The following is a 23,851-nucleotide window of genomic DNA, read 5'->3' on the forward strand; positions in this document are numbered from 1 at the left end:
ATATAATTACACAAAAAAAACCTCTGTTTTTTTTTAAAAAAACCTTCAATAGATAAACCTTTCACCTTTTACCTATAATTTAAAATTTAAATCTAACAAACCAACCAAAAAAACATATTTCGCTAATCATTTAACAAAATAATACTAATCATAATTATATATAACTTGTCAAATTTCACGTAAAAAAATATTATTATCTCGCTCTTAATTATGAGCAAATTTGTAACTACAATTAATACTTAAATGGACTTTAAAATGAAAAAATCATTATTTTCACTATTAATTCTATCTACACTTTCTTTATCAACACAAGCTATTGCACAACAGATTCACCTTGGTGGTTATAATATAGATATCCAAGGCAGAGTAATTGACGAGAAACTAACTTGTGTCGTTCAAGATGTTGCTCCAATTCAATTGGATGATGCTTACATTGATTCTTTACTACTTACTCCTGAAAAACGATTTAGTGTGGATTTTTCTGGCTGTACTAATCAAGCAAGAGATAGAAAAGTCAAAGTAGTTTTTGGACAAAAAAACACTACTCATTTAATGAATACTGGTTCGACAGAAAATGATACCAATGCTCGAGTAGCATTATTGCGTTCTACAGGTGAACTTATTCCACTTAATGGTGAGAATTCAGAACGTACATTTTCTTCGGAGGTTGCCGGTGAACGTGGTAGCTTAGAATTTTTATTAAAATATGATAGACCAGCATCGATTGATGATGCTGTTACCGCAGGTGCTTTCAGTGCTGCCTTATCTCTTGATGCTTACGTCACTGATGATATCCAATAAAAAACGGTCAAAACTAAATATAATTCTGCTTTAATTTTCAACCCAATAAAAAGTCGGGGAAATACCGGCTTTTTATTTATAGGTTAATACAATAAATAACTTAACTAATGGTTAATTAAAAAAACATATGATTAAAAAATATATTGTTTATATAATATCATTTGTCTTTACATTCTCATGTTATGCTTCTATTCAAATTAATAAGGATAGATTTTTTTATAAAGAACAAGATAAGGAAATTCTATTTAATATAAAAAATAAAAGCGAACAAAAAACCTATATTATTCAAAGTTGGGTATCACACTATAACAAAGAAGATAATAGTGAGGCACCATTTATCATTTCTCCTAGTTTGATAAGATTAGCACCAAATGATAAATTTACATTAAAAATTATCAAAACGGATGATATAAAAGAAATCAACCAAGAATCTGTATATAGAGTAAACATAAAAGTAGTTCCAGTTATAGATGATGAGATGGCTGATAAAAACTTGCTTCTTATCTCTTTAAACTCAATATATAATCTTTTCTATACACCTAGCAATATTATTAACAAAAGTGATAATAAAGATATTAATTTTTTTATTAATGATGAAGATTTTATTAAAATAAATAACCCCACTCCTTATTTTATTACCATAGCAGAAGCAAAGGTAGATAACATTGATATATTAAATGAACGAATAACCCTATCGCCATTTAAAAATTACAGTATAAAAAATAAAAATATAACTAAAAATATCAAAGATAGAAAAGTACATTGGAAGAGAGTCGATGAGTATGAGCAGACTATCATTGCAACCCCAAAGGAACTTATTTATGAGTAAGATAAGTTTTAGACTAAAAACATCTTTGCTATTGATATTAAATGCATACCCTCTCTTTTCTATTGCTAACAATAATATTCATTCTCTATATAAAAGTGTATTGTCAAACATTGATAATAAAACCATCGGCAAGTTATTAAATAATGAACATCCTGATGGTTATTACTCAACAAATATTTATATCAACGAAAATAAAAAAGAAACCATTATTTTATATTATGAAAATAAAGACGGTATATTAACACCAAGGATTAATATTAATGATTTAATTCGTTTAAATATTGACCCATCTTTTTATAATATTCCTGTTGATTTAAATTCGGATTTGTTATTAAGCGATTACAATATTGATTTTAAATATAATTTTTCCTCGCAATCATTATATTTAACTATTCCACAAAAAGCCTTAGATAATAAAAAAAATATGCTTGCTAGCCAAGTTTTATGGGATGATGGTGTCACTGCTTTGTTTAGCTCATATTCTTATTTTGGCAAATATAACAATCAAAATAAGATAGAACACAAAATCAGTTTTAATTCAGGTGCTAACTTAGGTGCTTGGCGAGTACGTAGTAAAAGTTATTATCATCATACGGATAAGCAACAGCAATTTAAGCTATACTCATTATATGCTTATCATCAATTAAATACGCTGTTGGCAACGCTTAATGTGGGGGAATTTCGACCAACCAGTAGAATGTTATCAACAGATAAATTAATTGGATTTCAACTTATATCTAGTGATTTGCTCTCTGGTAATGATCTCTATATGAATAGTCCTATTATAGAAGAGATTGCAGAATCTCATGCTGAAATTAAAGTGAAACAACAAGGAAGAACCATTTATGAAACTATTGTTCCTCCTGGGCCTTTTATTTTAAACGATCTACCTGTTATAGGTAGCAATGAATTGGTATTAGAAATAAAAGAAGCAGATGGACGTATAAGAAAAAGTACGCATTACTTTACTACAATGCCAAACCAATTAAAAAAAGGTCGTTATCAATATAATTTTATTTCTGGATATTCTTATGATAGATATAACCAGTTTAATAATCAAAATAATAACCCTATTTTTTTACTGGGTGAGTTCTCCTATGGTATTAATCAAAAAATAACCGCTTATGGTGCAATTAGAAAGAAGCTGAATAGCAATACTTTCTTTTCAGGATTATCATTAGATTTAGGACGCTGGGGGGGAGTAGCCAGTGATATTAGTTATTTTGAACACAATAATCTATTAAAATACCAATTGCGCTATAATAAACGATGGAGCAATATTGGTACTTCTTTAAATATATCTTCTAGCCATTATCAATCAATAAAATCTGATAGTGTTAGCATTAGAAAAAGTCAAACAGACAACATAAAAAATAGCTATACAATTTCTCTCTTTCAACCGATTAAATCTTTCGGGACATTTTCTATTGGTTATCATCAAAATTCTTATGCCAAAAGAAAAAATGACTTTACAATCAATACTTCTCTATCATCTTCTATAAAAAAAATGAATTATAGTATAAAATATCAATATAAAAATGAAAGATATTATAATGACAATCATTTTTCTTTAAATTTTAATATTCCACTAACAAATAGCTCTCAATCCTATCATTGGGTAAGCAATCAATTTGATTATCATCCAAACAATAAAGGTTATATAAATAGTACGACTATAGGTGGAAGTTTATTAGAACACTATCGCTTAGGCTATTCTATTAATTACCGACGGGATTTTAGCCACCCAAATGCTGGCTATCATACTTCAGTAAATACTCAGTATAAGGGGAGATATCAATCTTATTCTATTAATGCAAATAAATCATCTAATAATAAAACCAATTTAAGATTGGGGATTGATGGTGCGATAGTGTTACATCAAAGTGGAATAACTTTGGCACCTGATTTAGGTAATACTTTTGCTATTGTAAATACTAATGGCATTGCCGGAATTAAAACTAATCGTTCTTCACAAGCCACTACAGACAATAACGGTAATTTAATATTACCGCACATCATGCCATATCGTAAAAATACTATTGGACTAAACATAAATTCGTTACCTGAATTTAGTAATACTAAAACTCAAAGTAAAATCATCGTACCCACTTTAGGTGCGGTAGCAAAAATCAATTTCCCTATAAATATCGGCTATAATGTTTTATTTACCTCAAATACACCAATTCCTTTTGCTGCCAATGTAATGGCATTTGATGATAATAATAATCTCATTTCTAGTGATTCTGTCTATGACCACAATAGAATATTCCTCTCCGGAATAAAAGAAAGCGGAACGGTACAAGTAAAATGGGGAGATACAGAGGAGCAACAATGTTTCTTCCATTATAACGTAAAAAATGAAAGTAAAAATAATTCAATTATTAAGAAACAAATTTATTGCCAATAATGAATAATTTTTATTCTTGAATATTTATGTAAGGTGTTTCTATGAAATCAATAAATATAACATTTTTAATTCCTCTATTATTACTATACTTCCCTTTTATTGCTTTATCTGATAATAGAAGAGGTAGTTTACCAGCGCCAATAAGTTGTAGCTTTGACATACCTAATAGCACTAAAGTTAGAAGTATACGTCCTGATTCTTTCCCTAGCAATTATGCAGGAACCTTAGCTAATGACAGATATTCTAAAAGAATTGCTATAGTTTTTAGTCTTTGTTCAGAAAAGAATACTAAAATAACTTTACGTATTGATAATACAAATATTGATTTTAATAATGGTTACCTTATCAACGATGTAACAGGCTCTGAAGCAAGTGATAATGTGACATTCCAATTAATTGATGATGAAAATAATCCTATTGATTTAAATCAGAAAAATACATTCACTAAAACTATTGATGAAAGTGGTACTGCTTATTTTAATTTCTTTATAAATTATGTCAAAAAAGATAATCTTCGCGCAAAGCCAGGGTATATATCTTCTCGTATTACGTTCATTGTGGAAGCAAAAGATCAGATTGTTGAAAATGATAATGAATTTGCGGGTGTAGAAAACAGAGTACTGTAGTGATAATAAGTATTATCACTATATCAACGCTATGAGAATAATTTAGTCTCTCTTTTATCGCTACTTGGGTAGTGGATATTATTTCTTAACCCACTGCCCATTAATTCCTTTAACAAACTCACCTGAATTGGCTCTTGCCACTAATTTTTCACCCGCTAAACGGGCAACAGATTCAGGAGTCACTTGATTGGTTTTAGCAATTTCAGCATATTTGGCTTTTCTGGCTTGATTGATTTCATTCACCAATATTTGAGCTTGCTTATGGTTTGGTTGTACTAACTCAACATAACCACTAAAAGTTTCCCCTACTAAGCCTTGCGCGCGCGCCTCATCAAGTGTTAAAGCAACGGCATTTGAACTAATCAATGCTGTGATTAATGCAAAACTAAAGAGATATTTTTTATAATTCATTATTCACCCCAGCGTTAGAATATAGCACTATTGTTTTTCAGCAAGTCTTCAACTTGGCGATCTATTTTGACATTAATTTCATGTTCAATCTTAACGTTCATATTAATGTTTATCGGTTTTTCCGGGGTAGCAACCTCTAATCGAATACATCCAGTGAGTGCTGATATGCCGATAGTGAAAATAACAAATAAAAATAGTCTTTTTAAAAATAATAACATCATTCTGACTCACTCCCTAAATCGGATAGGCTCTTTTCTAACCACTCTTCCAATTGCGAACCAAATCGCAAGCTGCGCCATAACTGAAAAATATTTTCTTGATGGCGATAATTAAGATTTACTTGTCGCCGTTTGTCTTCCAATGGATTTTTCCCTTGGATTTCCGCTTCAAGCACTAATTCACCTAGGTTGCTTAAATTAACCCGCGTCCAAGAGCGGCTAATCTCTAAATATCGTAACCATGCCATAGCGACACCGGCTGTCATATTGCTATCATCAATAGAGTCAACAAAATCTTTATCAAGCCTGAGGGTTAAGTACGATGAATTAGCCAGCCACCCATCTTTCACTATCCACTGATTGTTATTGATAAAGAAAGGTAATTCGCCACTTACTTTACCTGATGCGGCAAATTGGGTCACCTTCAATAAAGTGAAAAGCCGACTTAACTCTAGATTATCTAATGAGATAATCGCCGCTTCATGCTGTGGTAATGCTAATTTTGCCATAGAAATAGTGCCATCAAGCATGGCAACCTTGACATTAGATAAAACTAAAGGTTTTGCTTCTGTAATAGGGTAAAATCCTTGCAGATCGGCGGTAATATCTGTCATTTCAAATAAGTTGTTGACGCGCTTAATGCGTAATTGCACTGGCTGCTTTACACCTAGTTGCCATTCATCACCGTTTAAACGCCAAGGTAAAATAAAATCGAGTCCTTCTAATACGCCATCTTTTAGCCACATGCTGCCTTGTTTAACTACTAAATGTCCACCAGCAACTAAACCTTGTTGAGGGGCAATAGAAAAGTCAGCTTGAGTATAAAATTCGCCATTATCTAATGTGATGCCTAATTTTTCTGGCAATAAAGATTGAAAGGCATTGATTGGTTGTGCAGGCCAACGCATCTGCCCTCTTAGCCTTTCACCATCCCAACGTGTATTAATCGTTATCGGTCCAATATTTGGCTTGGCATTGAGCTCGCCTTTCATATTAAAACGAAAAGGAGATTGACCTTTTACACTAGCAATAAAGTCAGCTCTATCTAAGAATCCCCCCGCAGGAAAATCGATTCGTTGACTGGTTAACTTCAATTTTCCTTCAAATAATGGGTTTTTATCGTCTCTTAACCAACGAAATGGCGTTAAGAGCGTCAATCTGGGTGCTAACATACTGGTATGCTGATAAGTTAAAACATCAAATCCGGTATTTAATGTCTCAAAACTCACCATGTTATCTACCCAAGAGCCAGTTCCAGCGATATCCCAACGCGCTTTTAATGGCAATAAATTGCCCTCTCCCCAATAACGCCATTGCCAATTGCCCTGATCAGGTAAGAAATCGGTCGAACGTCCAGCAAAATGGACCCGATAATCTCCCCAAATAGTATCTTCAGCTAACACAATCGCATTTAGGTGACCATTAAATCCTTTGGAAGATAATGTTGAGCCAGCCAGTGGTAAACGAGCATCTTTTACCGTCAGCGTTTCTGTTAGTTGCCCTTTAAAGCGTAATAGTGAACCGGGCTGAAATTCGATAGTAGGATCTGTCAACATACCAGTCACTTTAACGGGAAGTTGTGCACTGGCTTGCATGAGATCTTTATTTACAATGCCTGTCAATTGAATAGGTATATCAGCATCTAACCAGTTAATCGCCGTTTCAGGTATCGTCATCACTAAATTCCCTTTCCCTGCATGCCCTTGCGTCATAACATTTAAGCGCGCAGTTAAGCGTAACCCCGTTAATCCTTGCTGCCACTGGGCAATGTTGATATTCACACCACCACGTAAGGGTTGATCAAACCCAAACCATTCCCAACGCCCTTTTTCTATCGTGATATTTTCTGCAGTTACATTCCAAGGCAACACAGCTAACGCTTGCCCTCCACCTTGTTCAGCAATAGAAATAGTACCGCTATTCCCTTGCCATTGAGCAATAAAGACTAATGGGTAAGCATAATGGGATGTTAACAATGTTGTGCTGATAGAACCATTTTCTGGTAATGAATCAACATTAAGGGGTAACGCTATTTCAGCCGCCAGCTCTATCTGATTATCGTCAGGTAAATTAATCTTTAATTGTTTAATATCTAACCATTGATTATCACGGATCAGCGCTTGTATCTGCGTATTATCTCCCTGATAGCTGATTAATCGCCCATTTGTATCACTTTTAAGCTGAAAATGGCCGTTATAGCGCTGATTATCCATTAAAGAAACATGATTGATATCAACCGATAAGTGAGGAATAGTAGCTAATAACGCATGAATATCGAGAGGAACTGTTGCGGTCTCTTTTTTATCTGCAAAAGATAATTGTGAAAAACACCCTTCGTTAATAGTAAGTTGTTGACTATTAAATGATAGGCTATCAATTTGCTGTTTTTGATAGTTAAACGTAAATTGCTGCACATTAGCCAAGGTACAGCTATCACTTTTTAATGCGATATCATCAATAAAAACACCCCATTGTTGTAACCTAGGTTGTGTTAAAGAGAGTGAAACACCTTCAGGTAAATAGGTTTTAGCCACAACAGGTAACCAACGTGGAATGGTGAGCCACAAGGTCGTGCTAACTGCACCGACACCCAGTAGTATCATCCCTGTCCATTTGATTGTTTTCTTTAACAACACCTCATTTTCCTTTTGATCACATTAACCACATTCCGAACATCCACTTTACCCATTAAATTGTTTATAATAATAGTATTAAATGCTTCTCTATTGGGGTTAGATAATTCTTGTTTTCTCACTCTCAAAATAAATTTTAATCGATAATAAGCGAGTACAGGATGAAAATTGTTTCCTATAGTACTAAACATTATGACCGCAAACATATGGAATGGGTCAATCAGCATAATGGATATCATTATGATATCGAATATTTTGACTTTAATTTGACTGAACAAACAGCAAAAAATGCCGTCGGCGCAGATGCAGTCTGTATCTTTGTTAATGATGATGCTAATCGTGCGGTATTACAAGAGCTTGCCAGTCTCAACATCCGTATCCTTGCACTGCGTTGTGCGGGATTTAATAATGTTGACCTTAAGGCGGCGGCCGAATTAGGGATCACCGTAGTGCGTGTGCCGGCTTATTCCCCAGAAGCGATTGCTGAGCATACTGTTGGGATGATGCTCTCGTTAAATCGTCGTATTCACAGAGCCTACCAGCGTACCCGTGATGCAAACTTTTCCTTAGAAGGCTTAACTGGCTTTAATATGCATAATCGCACTGCTGGGATTATCGGCACGGGGAAAATTGGCCTAGCGACTTTACGCATACTAAAAGGCTTTGGTATGAAGCTATTGGCCTATGATCCTTATCCAAACCAAGCTGTATTAGATTTGGGTGCGGAATATGTTGACTTAGCGACTCTTTACGCAAATTCACATGTTATTTCGTTGCATTGCCCATTAACCGCAGAAAATCATCATTTATTAAATGAAAGTGCTTTTTCGCAAATGAAAGATGGCGTAATGATCATCAACACTAGCCGTGGGGCCTTAATTGATTCTGCAGCTGCCATTAATGCCTTAAAACAAGGTAAAATTGGCGCATTAGGCATGGATGTCTACGAAAATGAGCGCGATTTATTTTTTGAAGATAAATCAAATGATGTTATTCAAGATGACGTGTTCCGTCGCCTTTCCTCTTGCCATAACGTATTGTTTACCGGGCACCAAGCATTCTTAACTGAAGAAGCGTTAATTAGTATTAGTGAAACGACATTGCACAATATTAAAGAGGTTGCTGCAGGTATAACATCACCTAACGAAGTGAAAGCCTAAGTCTCTAAAAACCCCTGTTAGTCACCTTTGAGTGGCTAAAGGGGTTTTATCTTATTCGTCTTAGCTAATGAATTAACAACATATTTATCTTCTTAGGTACATTTTTATCAAGCGCAAACCAACCCTTTTATGCCTGCCTAGTATTTTCTTTCTCATCCACTTTAAATTGAGAGACTAAGTTGGCAAGCTGATGAGCTTCATCATCCATATTGGCAGTAATAGTGGCAGACTCTTCCACAAGTGCTGCATTTTGTTGAGTCACGGTATCCATCTCACTTACGGCCATAGCAATTTGATTAATCCCCATACTTTGTTCATTAGAGGCTAAGGCAATCTGTTGCATAAAATCATTAACTTGGCTAATGGTGGTCACAATTTCCGACATGGAGCGTCCTGCTTCGCTCACTTGTTGTGATCCAACCTGTACTTTATTTACCGAATGGGTAATAAGTTCATTGATCTCTTTGGCTGCCTCTGCACTACGACTGGCTAAGTTACGCACTTCGGCTGCAACAACGGTAAATCCGCGACCTTGTTCACCCGCTCTAGCCGCTTCAACCGCGGCATTCAATGAGAGAATATTGGTTTGATTGGCAATACTGTTAATGATGTCATTAATATCTGAGATCTTCTTTGCACTTTCAGAAATCGACGACATGGTTTCGATAACATTATCCATCACCTTTTCGCCGTTTTGTGCTGATGTTGTCGCTCTTAATGCCAACTGGCTAGCTTGGCGTGAGTTATCAGCATTTTTTTCAACCGTGGTTTTGATTTGCTCCATGCTTGCAACGGTTTGTTGTAGCGCACTAGCCTGCTCTTCAGTACGTGAGGAGAGGTCAGTATTACCTGTTGCTATTTCACTTGCACTGACGCTAATGGTGTTTACTGCATTTTTTACCGAAGCAATCATTTGACTTAATGAAACTTTCATTTTATTCATTTCATTAAATAGCTTACCAAATTCATTGTTACCGTGATTTTCTACTCGCATACTTAAATCGCCTTGGCTCATTTTACTAAAAATATTAATAAGCACTTTAATATTGCCGATAAAGCTATGAGAGAACCAACGTAAGATAATGATAAAGAGCATAATGACAATAATCGCTGTGACTAACGCCATTAGCATAATGCGCTGTTGTGAGGTTTTCGCAATATCAATATAATTATTCTCAATACCATTGGCGACGGCATAATATGTCATGGTGATCTCGTTGAGTTCATCCATTTTTTGACTAGCAGAGTGCGTAGTCAATTGTCCTTTACGTAATTTAGCTAAGGCATCGGTAAATATATCTAAAAGCTCATCAAAGCGTTTCGTCATATCATCAGCAACCTGACGCCCTTCCATGGTTAACTTTTCAGCATCCGCCCAACGGTGGATCTCTTCACGGGTGATTTTTATATATTCTTGAGTTTGATGAAGGTATTTAGCAGAAGGTTTTTCATTCACTCTTAACTGCCCATCCAAGCCATTAATATTCGCTCTGATCACCGCCATTTGATAACGCGCTTTTCCCATCAGCAACATTTGCTGACTTAAGTTATTTGATGAAACAAAGTTATGATAAGAGCGTGTTGAAGCATCATAACTAAAGTAAATAATGCTCATAATAAGTACAAATAAAATAGCCAGCATAACTTTAACGGTTTTTTCTATACTGATGTTTTTAAACATAATCATATTCCAGCAAAATATACAGCTTTGATTTTTCTGTATATTTGTAAGATATCAGAATGCACTCTTTAGTAAAAAAGAGTGCATTCCCTAGTGTTAACAAAATAAATTAAAGATTATTTTTTAAATTATAGAGACAGGTAAGAGACTGCTCACATTGATAATGTCGGTCATTTTTATCAAAAACTTTAGAGCATAGTGAAATCTATTTTTTATTTTTGAAATAAACATTTCATTTCACTGTCCACTAAGCAATTCGTTACATAATATTCCATTAGCATTATGATTTGATTGATAAAAAATTAAATGATTAATTATCTTTTAGAATGAACAGGATAAATTTTAAAGCATGACCAATTCATCATACAATATCAGTATTTATTTTATAAATTAAACTAATCATACTTTTTTATTTAAACAGAAAGAATTGTTGTTACTTTCTTAAAAAATAATGCTATTGCTTAATACTGTGGACATTAGGTTATTTAACTCAAATAGATTAACGATATTAAGAAAGATTACTTATTCTATTTTTAATTATTTTTTAGTTAGTTCAATTAAACTTATCTCTTTATTGAATCGCTATGTTTTGCTATTCAATAATACAGTGATAATTGAACAGAATTATTTGTTGATTGTTAATCTTTTGCACAATGCTTAGAGGTATTTTAATACCTCTTTATACCCTATGTTGATGACGCTGTGGTGATGCTTGTTTTACCCCGATTAAAAAATCAGCAAAAATAGCTTTAAAGTCACTACATGCCTCTTTCGGCAATGACGCTTCATTTTTTAGATTGATAGCAATATGAGTAATAAAACCATAAATTAAATTCACCACAATAGCTGGTGAATAAGCACAGATCTGTTTTTCAGCAAAGAGAATATCAACACAGTGTTGGATACGAGGAATAAGAATGTTGGCGTCAATCTCTTCCCACTCTTTCCAACCTAATACCGAGATAACTTCTTGTAAGGGAATTAACTCGTTTTTACACTGATAAATATGGTCAACACAAAGAGAGAAGAGCGCCGTTAGCTCTTGCCATTTATCATCATAAGTAGGCACTTCATCTAATTTTTGAACAGCATGCTTAACTTGCAGTAAATAACACTCTCTCAAAAGGGCTTTTTTATTACTGAAGTGATGATAAAACGCCCCTTTAGTAACCCTTGCATAACGTGATATTTCATCAATGGAAACATCATAAAGAGATATTGCCCGGCTTCAAGTAAAGCTAAGCGTGTTTGTTCTGAATTCTCTTGTTGCCGTGATTTTAATTTCATGATAAAAAACCCATAAAACATACCATAAGTATGTAATAATATATGGGTATCAGTTTTGTGTAAACTGAACAAAATATCTTTTCAGGAAATCATCATGTCATCTCAGTTCAATGGACTTATCCCTTCCAATTCTTTATCTTCGTTTAATATAGAAGTGATTAAAGAACTTCTGCTCTGGATCGAGGTAAATCTAGAAAAGCCGTTATTACTTGATGATGTAGCGATAAAATCAGGTTATACAAAATGGCATTTGCAACGGGTGTTTAAGCAAGCAACGGGCTTAACATTAGCCTCTTATATTCGTGGTAGACGACTGACCAAAGCCGCCACTGAATTGCGCTTAACTAAACTTCCGGTATTAACTATCGCACTACGCTATCAATTTGATTCGCAGCAATCTTTTACACGCCGCTTTAAAGCTGTTTTTGGCGTTACTCCTTCGGAATACCGTAAAGTTGATGTGTTGTGTAGCGACAATTTTCAGCCCCCCATCAATTTTGAAGTTACCGACCTCCCTATTCCAAATATTATCGAGCTACCTGAAAGTTTTCTTTATGTTATTCAATACCAATACTTTTGCTCTATCGAGGATATTGGCAAACTACATGAAGATATTCGTCATCAGTTTTGGAATGATTTTTTGTTGTACACAGATAAAAACTTTACGGAAAGTAGTGTGTTAATTTCTTATCAGCCAAATACATTACGTAAAGATAAGATCCAGATTGATTATGAAATTGGCCTAAACAATTTAGATCACTTTACCAGACCCCGTGGTTTTAGAAAAAAAGCGATTGCAGGCGGGCGTTATGTTCGTTTCCAATTTAAAGGCACGTTAGAAGAATATAAACAATTTGCCATCAAGATCTACTTTTATACTTTACCGGCTTTGGGGTTATGTCGTCGTTTAGGGCCAGATATTGAAAACTACATTTGTATAGAAACAGATAGCGACATTATGGAACTACCAAAAACACTGGAAATTGATTATTACGTTCCAATTCATTAATCAGTAATAAGTACTTAACGACTTGACTTTCAGTTTATTGATATGGCTAATTAACCGTCTTAATGGGTTATTTAGCCATTCTTCTCTCTCACCCTCCCTTGGTTAATAAGGTTGTTCTATGCGTATTTGTTCTTTGTTGCTATGCACCACTTTCTTAGTATCATCAATAACATCAAGCTACGCAGAAATAAGCACACATAAACTGATTCGCCAAGATAATAGCGAACTGATTTATTATCTAGATAAACAAGCTGAACATAACAAAACACTGTTAGTTTTAATGCAAGGTTCTGACTGTAATAGCATAAAAAATAATACTTTTATTCAAGAAACCTTTGGTAGATGGCTACCGAGTAGTGATGTTTTAATGGTTGAAAAGTATGGTATTACAGCACAATTGACTTATTCCGACGATAATGGTGAAAGAGAAGATTGCCCTAAAAACTATAAACTACATGATAATCCTAACCAAAGACTTGCTGATTATTTAGCAGTGCTAGATAAATTATCCCCTAATTACACCAATATTGTATTACTTGGAGGAAGTGAAGGCGCAACAATGGTTCATTTAGTTGTTGCTGAACGTCATGATATTAGCGCTGCAATCGCATTAAATGGCGGTGGTCGTTTTTTCCTTGATGATGTACTGTACAATATACGCAATACAACACCTAAAGAGCATGTGGAAGAAGCAATAAATAGCTTTCAACAACTCGCTAATGCAATAATAACGAATCAAATTGGTGATGAGCAATTTGTTAGTGAACATAGCAAATTATGGTGGCAACAATATCTTGCTATTGATCTACTTGAGGTGATTAAGCGCAACACGCAAACTCCGGTATTAATTGTTCAAACATTAGATGATATCAATGTAGATGTGGCTGCATTCCATCAATTATCTCAAGAGATAACGCAACCTAATGTGACATTTATTAAATATGATAAATTAAATCATGGTTTTTATAATCAACAAGGTGAGCGATTAACCGGAAAAGTCGTTCAAGATATACAGCAATGGTATGCGCAATATAATAAATAACTTATTCATCCTATCTTGACTTATTATATTAAGATAATTTTTACGAGCTGATGATTAGGCCTATTTTATCATGCTTAATCTTTTATGCTGCGTTATCTTTCTGTTTCCCCTATTGGCTATTTAGTATTGATTGACTGATAGTAGTGATAGAGAAAAACAATTTATCATCACACACTTATGCTCTTATACTTAAGTTAAATCTTGTTATCAGATCACTGATATGGAACAGGATCATTATACAATTAACCTTGTATAATAATGATAACTTCTCTCTTCTAGATGTATAGGATCAGAATGAACAATAATCGCGCACTACTATGTCTGGAAAAAATTGGCTTTCAACTCGATAGCAAAATTATTCTAGATAATGTGACTTTCTCACTACAACCTTCTGAATTTAAATTGATTACAGGCCCTTCTGGTTGTGGAAAAAGTACGTTATTAAAAATCATTGCCTCTTTATTATCACCGACAAGTGGCACACTTTTCTTTGACGGAAAAGACTACTTAACCCTTTCTCCTGAACAATACCGACAACAAGTTTCTTATTGTACTCAAACCCCGATGTTATTTGGTGAAACGGTTTATGACAATCTTAAATTTCCTTATTTACTACGCAAAATCGCCGTTGATGAGAAGAAATTAGCGAAAGATTTAGATTACTTTAATTTGCCCAATGAGATTTTAAATAAAGGTATTAATGAACTTTCTGGTGGTGAAAAACAGCGTATCTCACTTATCCGTAACCTACAGTTTTTACCTAAAGTGTTATTGCTTGATGAAATTACTAGTGCTCTTGATGAAGACAATAAAATAAAAGTCAATGAGCTTATCCATCATTATGTCAAAGAGCAAAAAATCGCTGCATTATGGGTAACTCACGATAAAAATGAAATCAAACATGCCGATGATGTGATCCACTTACCGAGTCATATGAACAATTAAGGTTAGGTTGACTTCCATTACCCCCTTAGTTTTAACTTTATTGAGCAGTGAGCAAATAAATTATTATGAACGAACATACAATCAGTAATGAATCTCTTATTTTTTCTCTGTTACTGGTCTTAGTGGCTATATTTATTAGCCGAAAAGAGAAACTTTCATTAGAGAAAGATATTATTTGGAGTACCGCCCGAGCGATAATTCAACTCTTTATTGTTGGCTACGTATTAACTTATATTTTCGACGTCGACCATATTATCCTTACATTTCTAATGGTCTTATTTATCTGTTATAACGCTGCCTATAATGCTAAAAAACGCAGTAAATACGTTAAAGATATTTTTATTATCTCGTTTGTCGCTATTACCACAGGGGCATTGCTCACCTTAAGTATTTTACTTTTTACTCATGCTATTGCCTTTACCCCTATCCAAATTATTCCTATTACCGGTATGATCGCGGGGAATGCAATGATTGCGACCGGACTTTGTTATAATCAGCTTGGGCAACGTTTTGAAAATCATCAACAACAGATCCAAGAAATGTTAAGTTTGGGGGCAACCCCTAAAATTGCTTCAATGGCTATTATTCGAGATAGTATTAAATCGTCGTTAATTCCGACCGTTGACGCAGCCAAGACAGTGGGGATTGTAAGCTTACCTGGAATGATGTCTGGATTAATTTTTGCCGGTGTTGATCCACTACAAGCGGTTAAATACCAAATTATGGTCACCTTTATGTTGATGGCAACCGCCAGTATTTCAACAATTATTGCTTGCTATTTAACCTATAAGAAATTCTTTAATCAACGCCATCAATTAATGACGTTTAATCAATAAAATAATGGCTCTCCCTCTGTGTAACACAAAGGGAGAGCGCAATATTAACCGCGTCCTTTGGGGCGATTAAGAATATGATCTTCCCAGTCTTCAACTTCCACTTCAGGAACAGCAATATATCTTACTGAGATATTACCTTGATGCATTTTTGCTTTATTACCTGCAATAAGGGGATGCCAATCCGCTAAAGGCTTCCCTTCTGCTAATAAGCGATAAGCACAAGTCATCGGTAACCATTCAAACGTCGGCAAATTATATCGCGTGAGTTTGATACAATCAGGTTCATAACGAAAACGATCTTCATAGTTACTGCATTGGCAGGTTTTAATATTTAACTGATTACAAGCGACGTTAGTAAAATAGATCTCATCAGTATCATCATCCATTAACTTGTGTAAACAGCACTGCCCACACCCGTCACATAACGATTCCCACTCATCATCACTCATTTCATCCAAAGTTTTTGTCTGCCAAAAAGCCTGTGTCATCTCTACGTTATTACCTTATTGCTCATCATATTATTAAATAACCCGTGTGGTCAGCTGATGTTCATTGACACTTAATACCAACATATCACCCGATGCTAAGGGACCGACACCTTCTGGTGTTCCCGTTAAAATGACATCACCTGGGCGAAGGGTAAAAAAGCGCGACATATAACTGATAAGGGGTAAAACAGGCGTTAGCATATCACGACTGTTGCCTTGCTGACGAATTTCACCATTAACTTTCAACATTAAGTCAACATTTTGGGGATCACCAAAAGAGTTCACCGGAATAAATCCCGACAAAGGCGCTGAACCATCAAACGCTTTACTTTTCTCCCAAGGTTGTCCCGCTTTTTTTAATTGACTTTGTAAATCACGTAAAGTGAGATCTAAACCAACACCAAAACCAGCAATAGCGCGATCAACCCTATCTTCATTGGCTTGTTTCAGTGGCTGACCAATTAATACCGCTAACTCTATTTCATGATGCACTGCCCCCATCTCTTTGGGGATCGCAATAGGTTGGCGAATATCACACATTGCCGTTTCTGGTTTAATAAAGATAACAGGCTCTTCAGAGCGCACCGAGCCCATCTCTTTTATGTGGTTTGCATAATTACTGCCCACACAAATCACTTTATTGACAGGAAAATCAAGCAACGAACCTTCCCAATCTCTATGTTGATACATAATATTTTCCTTATTAGGTAAATCGCTGTGTTTTATGTCACTGCTAACGTGATTTAGTGTTGAGTTGGCAGTGTATTTATTTTATTGGCCACGCCATCAGCCATCGTCACAATGCTCAAAGCAAAAAAGTAAGAGCTATTCCAATGCATGATAGTACGGAAATTTTGGGTGACTAAATAACTTCTATGCAAATCATCATCAGGAATTATCAGCCATACCTTCATATCATCACTTAATTGGCTATTAGCGGGTAATTGCACCCCTAGCGCCTTCCATTGTGCGACCGTTTTTTGTTGCTCTGTTTTTATACCTTCCAACTGTTGATTAAAATTAGCAGGTAAACTGACTTGTTCCCCCCAAGGGAGATCGCGTTGCCATCCCTCGGTTGCTAAATAATTAGCGGCTGAAGCAAACGCATCTTCACGGCTATTCCATATATCAATATTGCCATCACCATTGCCATCAGCAGCGTAAGTCAAAAATGAAGATGGCATAAACTGTGTCTGCCCCATTGCGCCTGCCCAAGAGCCTTTTAAACGCTGGCCTACAGGTAAATGTCCATTTTCGATTATCTCAAGTGCGGCCATTAATTGGCGACTAAACAAGGCCTCACGGCGACCTTCAAAAGCTAATGTGGCCAGTGCTGAGATAACATCTTCTTTTCCTTGTACTCGACCAAAACCACTTTCTAATCCCCATAAGGCAACAATATAATTTGCAGGCACACCATATTGATTGCTGATCTGCGCTAGGGTTTGTTGGTTAGCTTGATAAAGTTTCGCCCCTTCTGCGATACGTCCTTTCGTCACCACTCGAGGTAAATACACATCTAAAGTAATTTTCTTTTCTGGCTGATTACGGTCTGACTTCACCACTCTGTCAATAAAGTGAATTTCCGAAAAGGCAAAATTGATAGTTTCAGGTTTATAACCCAATTCAGCCGCTTTTTGTTTTAAAGCATCTACATAAGCAGGAAATTGTGCAGGTGTCCGTGACTGTTTTGGAAACGCCTGTTCAAGTGAGGCAACATCAATCTGTTTCCAGCGAGCCGGTGCCGATGTCGCAATATTGGCAATTTCACTTGTTACAGGTTTTTTTTCTGCACTCTTCTGATGGCTATCTGCACAAGCAGATAGCAAAACAGTAGAAACAATCACCGCGATGAACGAATATTTGAACATTTATGCTCCTTTTATCTCGATGATTTATTCAGTTTTTTCTGAATTTTTTAATTCATCTAAATAAGCATTTAACATACTTTCGACGGGAGGTGGCACTTGTAGATAAAAACCTTGGTCAGTCAACGCTTGTTTGACTTTTTCTATGTCTGCATTCGCTAAACGCTGTCTTTGCGCGAGATCTAGCAACATTGCAAACTGTGGTTCACCAAAACTTTGTAATAATTCCTCAGGAATTCGAGAGAAATCATCTTTTTTTTCGATGTATAAATAAGTTTGATCACGCTTGGTACTACGGTAAATTGCACAAATCATTTTCATTAAACTCTAATTATTAAAATAAGCGACTTGCCTGAATATTTTAGTAAATATAACATGCTTATATAATTTCGTAATATCGTCTCTGGTTTTTTGTGCCAGATTATAGAAAATTTACTGAGTCAGATAGATGTCAAACACGCCCATTGAGTTAAAAGGCAGTAATTTTACCCTCTCGGTACTTCATTTAAATGATGGATCACCGAAGGTTATTCGTCAGGCTATTTCAGATAAAATTGCCCAAGCGCCTCAATTTCTGAAAAATGCGCCTGTTGTTATCAATGTCTCTGCTATCGCAGATCAAACGATTGATTTTAAAAAACTGAGGCGAATAGTAGAAGATGCTGGCTTACGTGTTGTGGGAATTAGTGGTAGTCATGACGCTCAACAAAAAGAAGCGATAATTGCCGCACAGTTACCTATTCTAAATGAAGGTAAAATAACTAAGCCAGCAGCTCAGGCAAATAACGATAAAACGAATGAAGTACCGATAAATGTACGACAAAAAACCAAAATCATTCATACACCAGTGCGTTCAGGGCAACGTATTTACGCACCAAATAGCGATTTAGTCGTGTTAAGCAATGTCAGTGCTGGCGCTGAATTAATCGCAGACGGTAATGTACATATTTATGGTGTATTGCGTGGACGGGTTCTTGCCGGTGCATCAGGCGACCAAGAGAGCCATATTTTTTGTACACATTTATCTGCAGAACTAGTTTCCATTGCTGGTCAATATTGGCTAAGCGACCAAATTCCTACAGATTTTGTTGGCAAATCAGTCCAACTTAGTTTGCAAGAGAATGAATTAACAATCGAGAACTTAATTTAGAGCATCGACAAGGAATCACTCCATGGCACGCATTATTGTTGTTACGTCAGGTAAAGGTGGGGTTGGTAAAACAACTTCCAGCGCGGCCATTTCTACCGGCCTCGCTCAAAAAGGGCATAAAACGGTTGTTATCGACTTTGATATCGGATTACGTAATCTTGACCTAATTATGGGTTGTGAGCGTAGAGTCGTTTATGACTTTGTTAATGTTATTCAAGGTGATGCTACTTTAAATCAAGCCCTGATTAAAGATAAACGTACAGAAAACCTTTATATCCTCCCTGCTTCACAAACAAGAGATAAAGACGCTTTAACCCGTGATGGTGTAGAGCAAGTGTTAGATGAACTGGATGAAATGGGTTTTGATTTTATTATTTGTGATTCACCTGCAGGGATTGAAAGTGGCGCACTTATGGCACTCTATTTTGCAGATGAAGCCATTATCACCACCAACCCAGAAGTCTCCTCTGTACGTGACTCAGACCGTATTTTAGGTATTTTAGCCTCTAAATCACGTCGCGCTGAACGAGGCGAAGATCCTATTAAAGAACATCTTCTATTAACACGCTATAATCCAGGCCGAGTAAGCCGTGGTGATATGTTAAGTATGGAAGATGTGCTAGAAATTTTATGTATTCCACTGCTGGGTGTTATTCCAGAAGATCAATCCGTTTTACGTTCATCAAACCAAGGTGAGCCTGTTATTCTTGATAGTGAATCTGATGCAGGTAAAGCTTATTTAGATACAGTAAATCGTTTATTAGGTGAAGAACATCCATTCCGTTTTATTGAAGAAGAGAAAAAAGGCTTCCTAAAACGCCTTTTTGGGGGGTAAAAGATGGCTTTATTAGATTTTTTTCTGTCGCGTAAAAAGTCGACAGCAAATATTGCCAAGGAGCGCCTACAAATTATCGTAGCAGAGCGTCGACGTGGCGATACTGAGCCAGCTTATTTACCTGATATGAAAAGAGATTTATTAGGTGTTATCTGTAAGTATGTGCAGATAGATCCCGATATGCTATCTGTTCAGTTTGAGCAGAAAGGCGATGATATCTCCGTACTAGAATTAAATGTGACATTACCTGAAAATGAAGAATCACCTAAGTGATCATATTTAATTCGCTGATATAAGCTAATGATCCACAGAGCCAGCTATAAACTATCACATATTTGCTTGGCTCTGTGTTTTTAATTATATATAAACTGGCTGAATACAAATGTGCAAATAGCGCTATATATTGTTGCTATTTTAAACATTCATTAATAATAAGTTGGAGTTGCTATTTATTGGATGATAGAAGGATGATAGAAACTCATATTGGGTTTGAGAAAATTTCAGGCTAAATAATTACTCTTTAGCCTGAATTAATATAACGTGATATTAAGGATATTGCGCCAAAATTGCAGTAATTTTTTCTGCTAATAATGCTTTACGCCAGCGTGAAAGCAATTCAGGCTCCCCTGTTTTAATTTTCCAGTGAATATTAAGCAATTGGTTTATTTGTCTTCTTGAGGCTAATAACTCAGGGTTATAGCGCTGCCCTTCACTTACCTCTTGGATCACCGTTTTTATTGCTTTAAAGGCTTTTTTATAGTTAGGTTGTTCAATTAAATTGCCAATAGGCTCAGGACAATCTTCATCTTTGATCTGTTTGGCTTTAGCAACAAAATCCAACAAGCGACGGCCATGACAACGAATTTCTTGCCCCGATAGAGAAAGCGCATCTAATTCAGCAAGAGAGGTCGGTAAATAGCGTGCTACTGACCATAAATGCTCTTCCCTTACAACAAAATTTAATGCCATATCACGGGCTCTAGCTTGATTTAAACGCCATTCAGCCAACATTTTTAAGCATGCTAATTGTTGACCTCGTAATTGCCATGCATTACCAATATCGCGATAGGCAAGCTCTGGTGATACGGTCTCTTGGCGACGCTCGGCTATCATTTCACACTCATCAACAATCGCGTCCATATAACCGGCTTCTTGTGCCTGTGCGATTAATTTCTTAGCTAGAGGTAACAAATAAAACACATCACCACTCGCATATTGGCACTGTTTTTCGGTTAATGGGCGCGCCAGCCAATCTGTCCGTGATTCACTTTTATCGAGAGCAATATGTTCATATTTCTCGACTAAGGTGGCAAAACCACAAGAAATGGGATAGCCCAGAAAAGCGGCCACGACTTGGGTGTCTATCATGGGTGTCGGAACACAACCAAATTGATGAGAAAACACTTCAAGATCTTCACTTCCAGCATGCAAATATTTAAGGACTGCGGGATTAGTTAATAATTCAACAAAAGGAGTCCACTCAGTAATGGTCAGGGGATCAATAAGAGAGATCTGTTTCCCATCGTACATTTGGATAAGCCCCAAATGTGGGTAATAGGTGCGTATACGGACAAACTCTGTATCTAATGCAATTTGTGATACCTCAGACGCTGCTTTACAGACATCTTCTAGTGCTGTGTTTGTCGTGATAAATTGATAATTCAAAACAGGTTTCTCTTGTGTTTTTATGTCTAATGACTTTTTCGTAAAGACAAAAACGCCGGTATAAACCGGCGAATTTATCAAAGGTTATACTTTGTTGTATCAAGATCCAGTTGATGTTTTCAACTGTTTTTCTTCATTTCTTAATTCTCTGCGTAAAATTTTACCAACATTTGACTTAGGCAGCTCTTCTCGAAACTCAATAATCTTAGGTACTTTATAACCCGTTAAGTAACGGCGACAATGAGTTTTAAGTTCATCTTCTGTCAATGAGGGATCTTTTTTGACAACAAAGATTTTCACAGTCTCACCCGAGCTTTTACTCGGTACACCAATAGCTGCTGATTCTAAAACTTTCGGGTGCGCAGTAACCACTTCTTCAACTTCATTAGGATAGACATTAAATCCTGAAACCAAGATCATATCTTTTTTACGGTCAATGATGCGGATAAAGCCTTCATCATCCATTGTGGCAATATCACCTGTGGCAACCCATCCATCATGTAGTACTTCTGCTGTCGCATCAGGACGATTCCAGTAGCCTTTCATGACCTGAGGGCCACGAACCCACATTTCACCGCCTTCTGTGCGAGACACTTCATTACCTTCATCATCCATAAATTTTACTTCCGTTGAAGGTACAGGAAGCCCAATACTACCACTGTATTTTTTCAGGTTATAAGGGTTACCTGTTACTAAAGGCGAACACTCAGTTAAACCATAACCTTCTAATAGATGCTTACCGGTTAATTCTTCCCACTCTTTCGCAACACTACTTTGTACGGGCATTCCGCCACCAACAGAAAGGTTGAGCTTAGAAAAATCAAGTTGACGAAACTCAGGATTATGTAGCCAAGCATTAAATAGTGTATTTACCCCGGTAATCGCCGTGACAGGATAACGCGATAACTCTTTAATAGTGCCTTTAACATCTCGTGGGTTCGTTATCAGTAGGTTTTTCCCGCCAACTTCAATAAATAACAAGCAGTTCACGGTTAAAGCAAAGACGTGATACAAGGGTAAAGCGGTTACCACCAGCTCTTTCCCTACATTAAGTGCAGGAACATAAGCGGCTTTAGCTTGTTCTAGATTAGCCAACATATTACGATGAGTTAACATCGCGCCTTTCGCAATTCCTGTGGTACCACCAGTATATTGTAAGAAGGCTAAATCATCTCCAGTAATTTCTGGCTTAATATATTGCATTCGGTAGCCTAAATGCATCGCTCGACGAAATGATATCGCGTCAGGCAAATTATATTTTGGGACTAATCGCTTGATATATTTAACCACAAAATCAACCAGTGTCGCTTTAGGACGAGATAGCTGATCTCCCATACGTGTTAAAATAACGTGTTTAATGCTGGTGTTAAAGACGATTTTTTCCAGCGTATGGGCAAAATTAGAAACAATGACAATAGCTGTGGCGCCACTATCATTAAGCTGATGTTCAAGCTCTCTTGGTGTGTAGAGTGGGTTTACATTGACCACTACCATACCGGCACGAAGAATGCCGAAAAGCGCTATAGGATATTGCAGTAAGTTAGGCATCATTAAGGCGACACGATCACCTTTTTTCAATCCTAAGCCATTTTGCAAATAAGCGGCAAAAGCACGGCTACGCTCTTCTAGTTTGCGGTAAGTCATGACCTCGCCCATATTGATAAAGGCGGGTTGATCTGCGTAATTTGCGACAGCGTTTTCAAGCATCTCTGCAAGAGATGCAAAACGGTCCGGGTCAATTTCAGCCGGAACATCTGCCGGATAACGTTTAAGCCAGACTTTTTCCAAAGTAGTACTCCTGATTAATCGCACTTCTTGGTTAATATTATGTTTCTTTTTAACAAAGTATTAACTCATCCTACCAGCACAAACAATTTTCTGTTGTGAAGATGCGAAGTGTATCACTAAATTTTTTCTTTTTATGTTTAACAAAAAAGAAGGCGGTCAAAACCGCCCTCTC

Annotated in this window: 24 protein-coding genes; 12 read left to right on the top strand and 12 right to left on the bottom strand. The window is 36.1% G+C overall.

Annotated features, from left to right (window positions below):
- Positions 1-255 precede the first annotated feature (255 nt).
- From HMPREF3129_RS13850 to HMPREF3129_RS13865, 4 genes are all read left to right on the top strand, one after another.
- A complete protein-coding gene (locus HMPREF3129_RS13850) occupies positions 256-801 on the top strand; it encodes a fimbrial protein (protein ID WP_254668256.1) in 546 nt (181 codons plus the stop codon).
- Between the two features lie 127 nt (positions 802-928).
- The gene (locus tag HMPREF3129_RS13855) at positions 929-1,630 is read left to right on the top strand and encodes a fimbrial biogenesis chaperone (RefSeq protein WP_036918277.1); all 702 of its coding nucleotides are present in this window, start codon (positions 929-931) and stop codon (positions 1,628-1,630) included.
- Complete coding sequence (locus HMPREF3129_RS13860) at positions 1,623-4,037, top strand: fimbria/pilus outer membrane usher protein (RefSeq protein WP_049199559.1); 2,415 nt, start codon at positions 1,623-1,625, stop codon at positions 4,035-4,037. Before HMPREF3129_RS13855 ends, HMPREF3129_RS13860 begins: the two co-directional genes overlap by 8 nt.
- A 41-nt stretch (positions 4,038-4,078) precedes the next feature.
- Positions 4,079-4,663: a fimbrial protein gene (locus HMPREF3129_RS13865; RefSeq protein WP_004242805.1), complete on the top strand. Its 585-nt coding sequence runs from the start codon at positions 4,079-4,081 to the stop codon at positions 4,661-4,663.
- A 78-nt stretch (positions 4,664-4,741) separates the two neighbouring features.
- Here the strand turns inward: HMPREF3129_RS13865 and HMPREF3129_RS13870 are convergent, their stop codons facing one another.
- From HMPREF3129_RS13870 to HMPREF3129_RS13880, 3 genes are read right to left on the bottom strand one after another with little or no spacing between them, the layout of a single operon-like run.
- Positions 4,742-5,074 carry a YdbL family probable chaperone protein gene (locus HMPREF3129_RS13870; protein ID WP_004248000.1) on the bottom strand — a complete coding sequence of 111 codons (333 nt, stop codon included), beginning with the start codon at positions 5,072-5,074 and terminating at the stop codon, positions 4,742-4,744.
- 14 nt (positions 5,075-5,088) lie between these two features.
- Entirely contained in the window at positions 5,089-5,295 is a 207-nt protein-coding gene (locus HMPREF3129_RS13875) for a YnbE family lipoprotein (RefSeq protein WP_004242803.1), read from the bottom strand.
- Positions 5,292-7,928, bottom strand: a complete 2,637-nt coding sequence (locus HMPREF3129_RS13880) for a YdbH family protein (protein ID WP_049256063.1) — start codon at positions 7,926-7,928, stop codon at positions 5,292-5,294. Before HMPREF3129_RS13880 ends, HMPREF3129_RS13875 begins: the two co-directional genes overlap by 4 nt.
- Before the next feature lie 158 nt (positions 7,929-8,086).
- On the opposite strand from HMPREF3129_RS13880, the gene HMPREF3129_RS13885 reads away from it, so the two are divergent.
- Positions 8,087-9,085, top strand: a complete 999-nt coding sequence (locus HMPREF3129_RS13885) for a 2-hydroxyacid dehydrogenase (RefSeq protein ID WP_012367888.1) — start codon at positions 8,087-8,089, stop codon at positions 9,083-9,085.
- Between the two features lie 127 nt (positions 9,086-9,212).
- On the opposite strand, the gene HMPREF3129_RS13890 is transcribed toward HMPREF3129_RS13885, so the two are convergent.
- The 3 genes from HMPREF3129_RS13890 to HMPREF3129_RS19015 all read right to left on the bottom strand — a co-directional run bounded on the left by HMPREF3129_RS13890 (position 9,213) and on the right by HMPREF3129_RS19015 (position 12,053).
- A complete protein-coding gene (locus HMPREF3129_RS13890; RefSeq protein ID WP_004247997.1) occupies positions 9,213-10,766 on the bottom strand; it encodes a methyl-accepting chemotaxis protein in 1,554 nt (517 codons plus the stop codon).
- A gap of 679 nt (positions 10,767-11,445) precedes the next feature.
- Positions 11,446-11,964: a TetR family transcriptional regulator gene (locus HMPREF3129_RS13895; RefSeq protein WP_368072763.1), complete on the bottom strand. Its 519-nt coding sequence runs from the start codon at positions 11,962-11,964 to the stop codon at positions 11,446-11,448.
- Positions 11,886-12,053: a hypothetical protein gene (locus HMPREF3129_RS19015; protein WP_254668257.1), complete on the bottom strand. Its 168-nt coding sequence runs from the start codon at positions 12,051-12,053 to the stop codon at positions 11,886-11,888. Before HMPREF3129_RS19015 ends, HMPREF3129_RS13895 begins: the two co-directional genes overlap by 79 nt.
- 94 nt (positions 12,054-12,147) lie before the next feature.
- On the opposite strand from HMPREF3129_RS19015, the gene HMPREF3129_RS19095 reads away from it, so the two are divergent.
- From HMPREF3129_RS19095 to fetB, 4 genes are all read left to right on the top strand, one after another.
- Positions 12,148-13,062, top strand: a complete 915-nt coding sequence (locus HMPREF3129_RS19095; protein ID WP_004242792.1) for a helix-turn-helix domain-containing protein — start codon at positions 12,148-12,150, stop codon at positions 13,060-13,062.
- Between the two features lie 118 nt (positions 13,063-13,180).
- On the top strand, positions 13,181-14,104 hold the full coding sequence (locus HMPREF3129_RS13905; protein ID WP_004247995.1) for an alpha/beta hydrolase family protein: 924 nt from the start codon (positions 13,181-13,183) through the stop codon (positions 14,102-14,104).
- Positions 14,105-14,398: 294 nt separating this feature from the next.
- Entirely contained in the window at positions 14,399-15,049 is a 651-nt protein-coding gene (fetA, locus tag HMPREF3129_RS13910) for an iron efflux ABC transporter ATP-binding subunit FetA (RefSeq protein ID WP_070487096.1), read from the top strand.
- A gap of 65 nt (positions 15,050-15,114) precedes the next feature.
- Complete coding sequence (gene fetB / locus HMPREF3129_RS13915; protein ID WP_004242789.1) at positions 15,115-15,885, top strand: iron efflux ABC transporter permease subunit FetB; 771 nt, start codon at positions 15,115-15,117, stop codon at positions 15,883-15,885.
- A 44-nt stretch (positions 15,886-15,929) separates the two neighbouring features.
- Here fetB and HMPREF3129_RS13920 read toward each other — a convergent pair whose 3' ends face one another.
- The 4 genes from HMPREF3129_RS13920 to HMPREF3129_RS13935 are packed head-to-tail and all read right to left on the bottom strand — an operon-like array spanning position 15,930 to position 18,556.
- Entirely contained in the window at positions 15,930-16,373 is a 444-nt protein-coding gene (locus HMPREF3129_RS13920; RefSeq protein ID WP_004242788.1) for a YcgN family cysteine cluster protein, read from the bottom strand.
- A 33-nt stretch (positions 16,374-16,406) separates the two neighbouring features.
- Positions 16,407-17,063, bottom strand: a complete 657-nt coding sequence (locus tag HMPREF3129_RS13925; protein ID WP_004242786.1) for a fumarylacetoacetate hydrolase family protein — start codon at positions 17,061-17,063, stop codon at positions 16,407-16,409.
- Positions 17,064-17,116: 53 nt separating this feature from the next.
- Positions 17,117-18,244 (bottom strand): lytic murein transglycosylase, encoded by a 1,128-nt coding sequence (locus HMPREF3129_RS13930; protein ID WP_036918274.1) that lies wholly within the window; start codon positions 18,242-18,244, stop codon positions 17,117-17,119.
- A gap of 24 nt (positions 18,245-18,268) precedes the next feature.
- Positions 18,269-18,556, bottom strand: a complete 288-nt coding sequence (locus HMPREF3129_RS13935) for a YcgL domain-containing protein (protein WP_004247993.1) — start codon at positions 18,554-18,556, stop codon at positions 18,269-18,271.
- Between the two features lie 133 nt (positions 18,557-18,689).
- On the opposite strand from HMPREF3129_RS13935, the gene minC reads away from it, so the two are divergent.
- Genes minC through minE form a run of 3 tightly spaced genes read left to right on the top strand, consistent with a single transcriptional unit; the run spans position 18,690 to position 20,499 of the window.
- Positions 18,690-19,391, top strand: a complete 702-nt coding sequence (minC, locus tag HMPREF3129_RS13940; RefSeq protein WP_004242783.1) for a septum site-determining protein MinC — start codon at positions 18,690-18,692, stop codon at positions 19,389-19,391.
- Positions 19,392-19,413: 22 nt separating this feature from the next.
- A complete protein-coding gene (minD, locus tag HMPREF3129_RS13945; RefSeq protein WP_004242782.1) occupies positions 19,414-20,226 on the top strand; it encodes a septum site-determining protein MinD in 813 nt (270 codons plus the stop codon).
- Positions 20,227-20,229: 3 nt separating this feature from the next.
- A complete protein-coding gene (gene minE / locus HMPREF3129_RS13950) occupies positions 20,230-20,499 on the top strand; it encodes a cell division topological specificity factor MinE (RefSeq protein WP_004242781.1) in 270 nt (89 codons plus the stop codon).
- A gap of 273 nt (positions 20,500-20,772) precedes the next feature.
- Here minE and rnd read toward each other — a convergent pair whose 3' ends face one another.
- Together rnd and fadD are read right to left on the bottom strand one after the other, a co-directional pair.
- Positions 20,773-21,891, bottom strand: coding sequence for a ribonuclease D (gene rnd, locus HMPREF3129_RS13955; RefSeq protein ID WP_004247992.1), 1,119 nt, complete (start codon positions 21,889-21,891; stop codon positions 20,773-20,775).
- A gap of 99 nt (positions 21,892-21,990) precedes the next feature.
- Positions 21,991-23,679 carry a long-chain-fatty-acid--CoA ligase FadD gene (gene fadD / locus HMPREF3129_RS13960; protein WP_004242778.1) on the bottom strand — a complete coding sequence of 563 codons (1,689 nt, stop codon included), beginning with the start codon at positions 23,677-23,679 and terminating at the stop codon, positions 21,991-21,993.
- Positions 23,680-23,851 lie beyond the last annotated feature (172 nt).

Origin of the sequence: Proteus sp. HMSC14B05, from assembly GCF_001808035.1 — a bacterium.
Lineage (GTDB): Bacteria > Pseudomonadota > Gammaproteobacteria > Enterobacterales > Enterobacteriaceae > Proteus > Proteus mirabilis.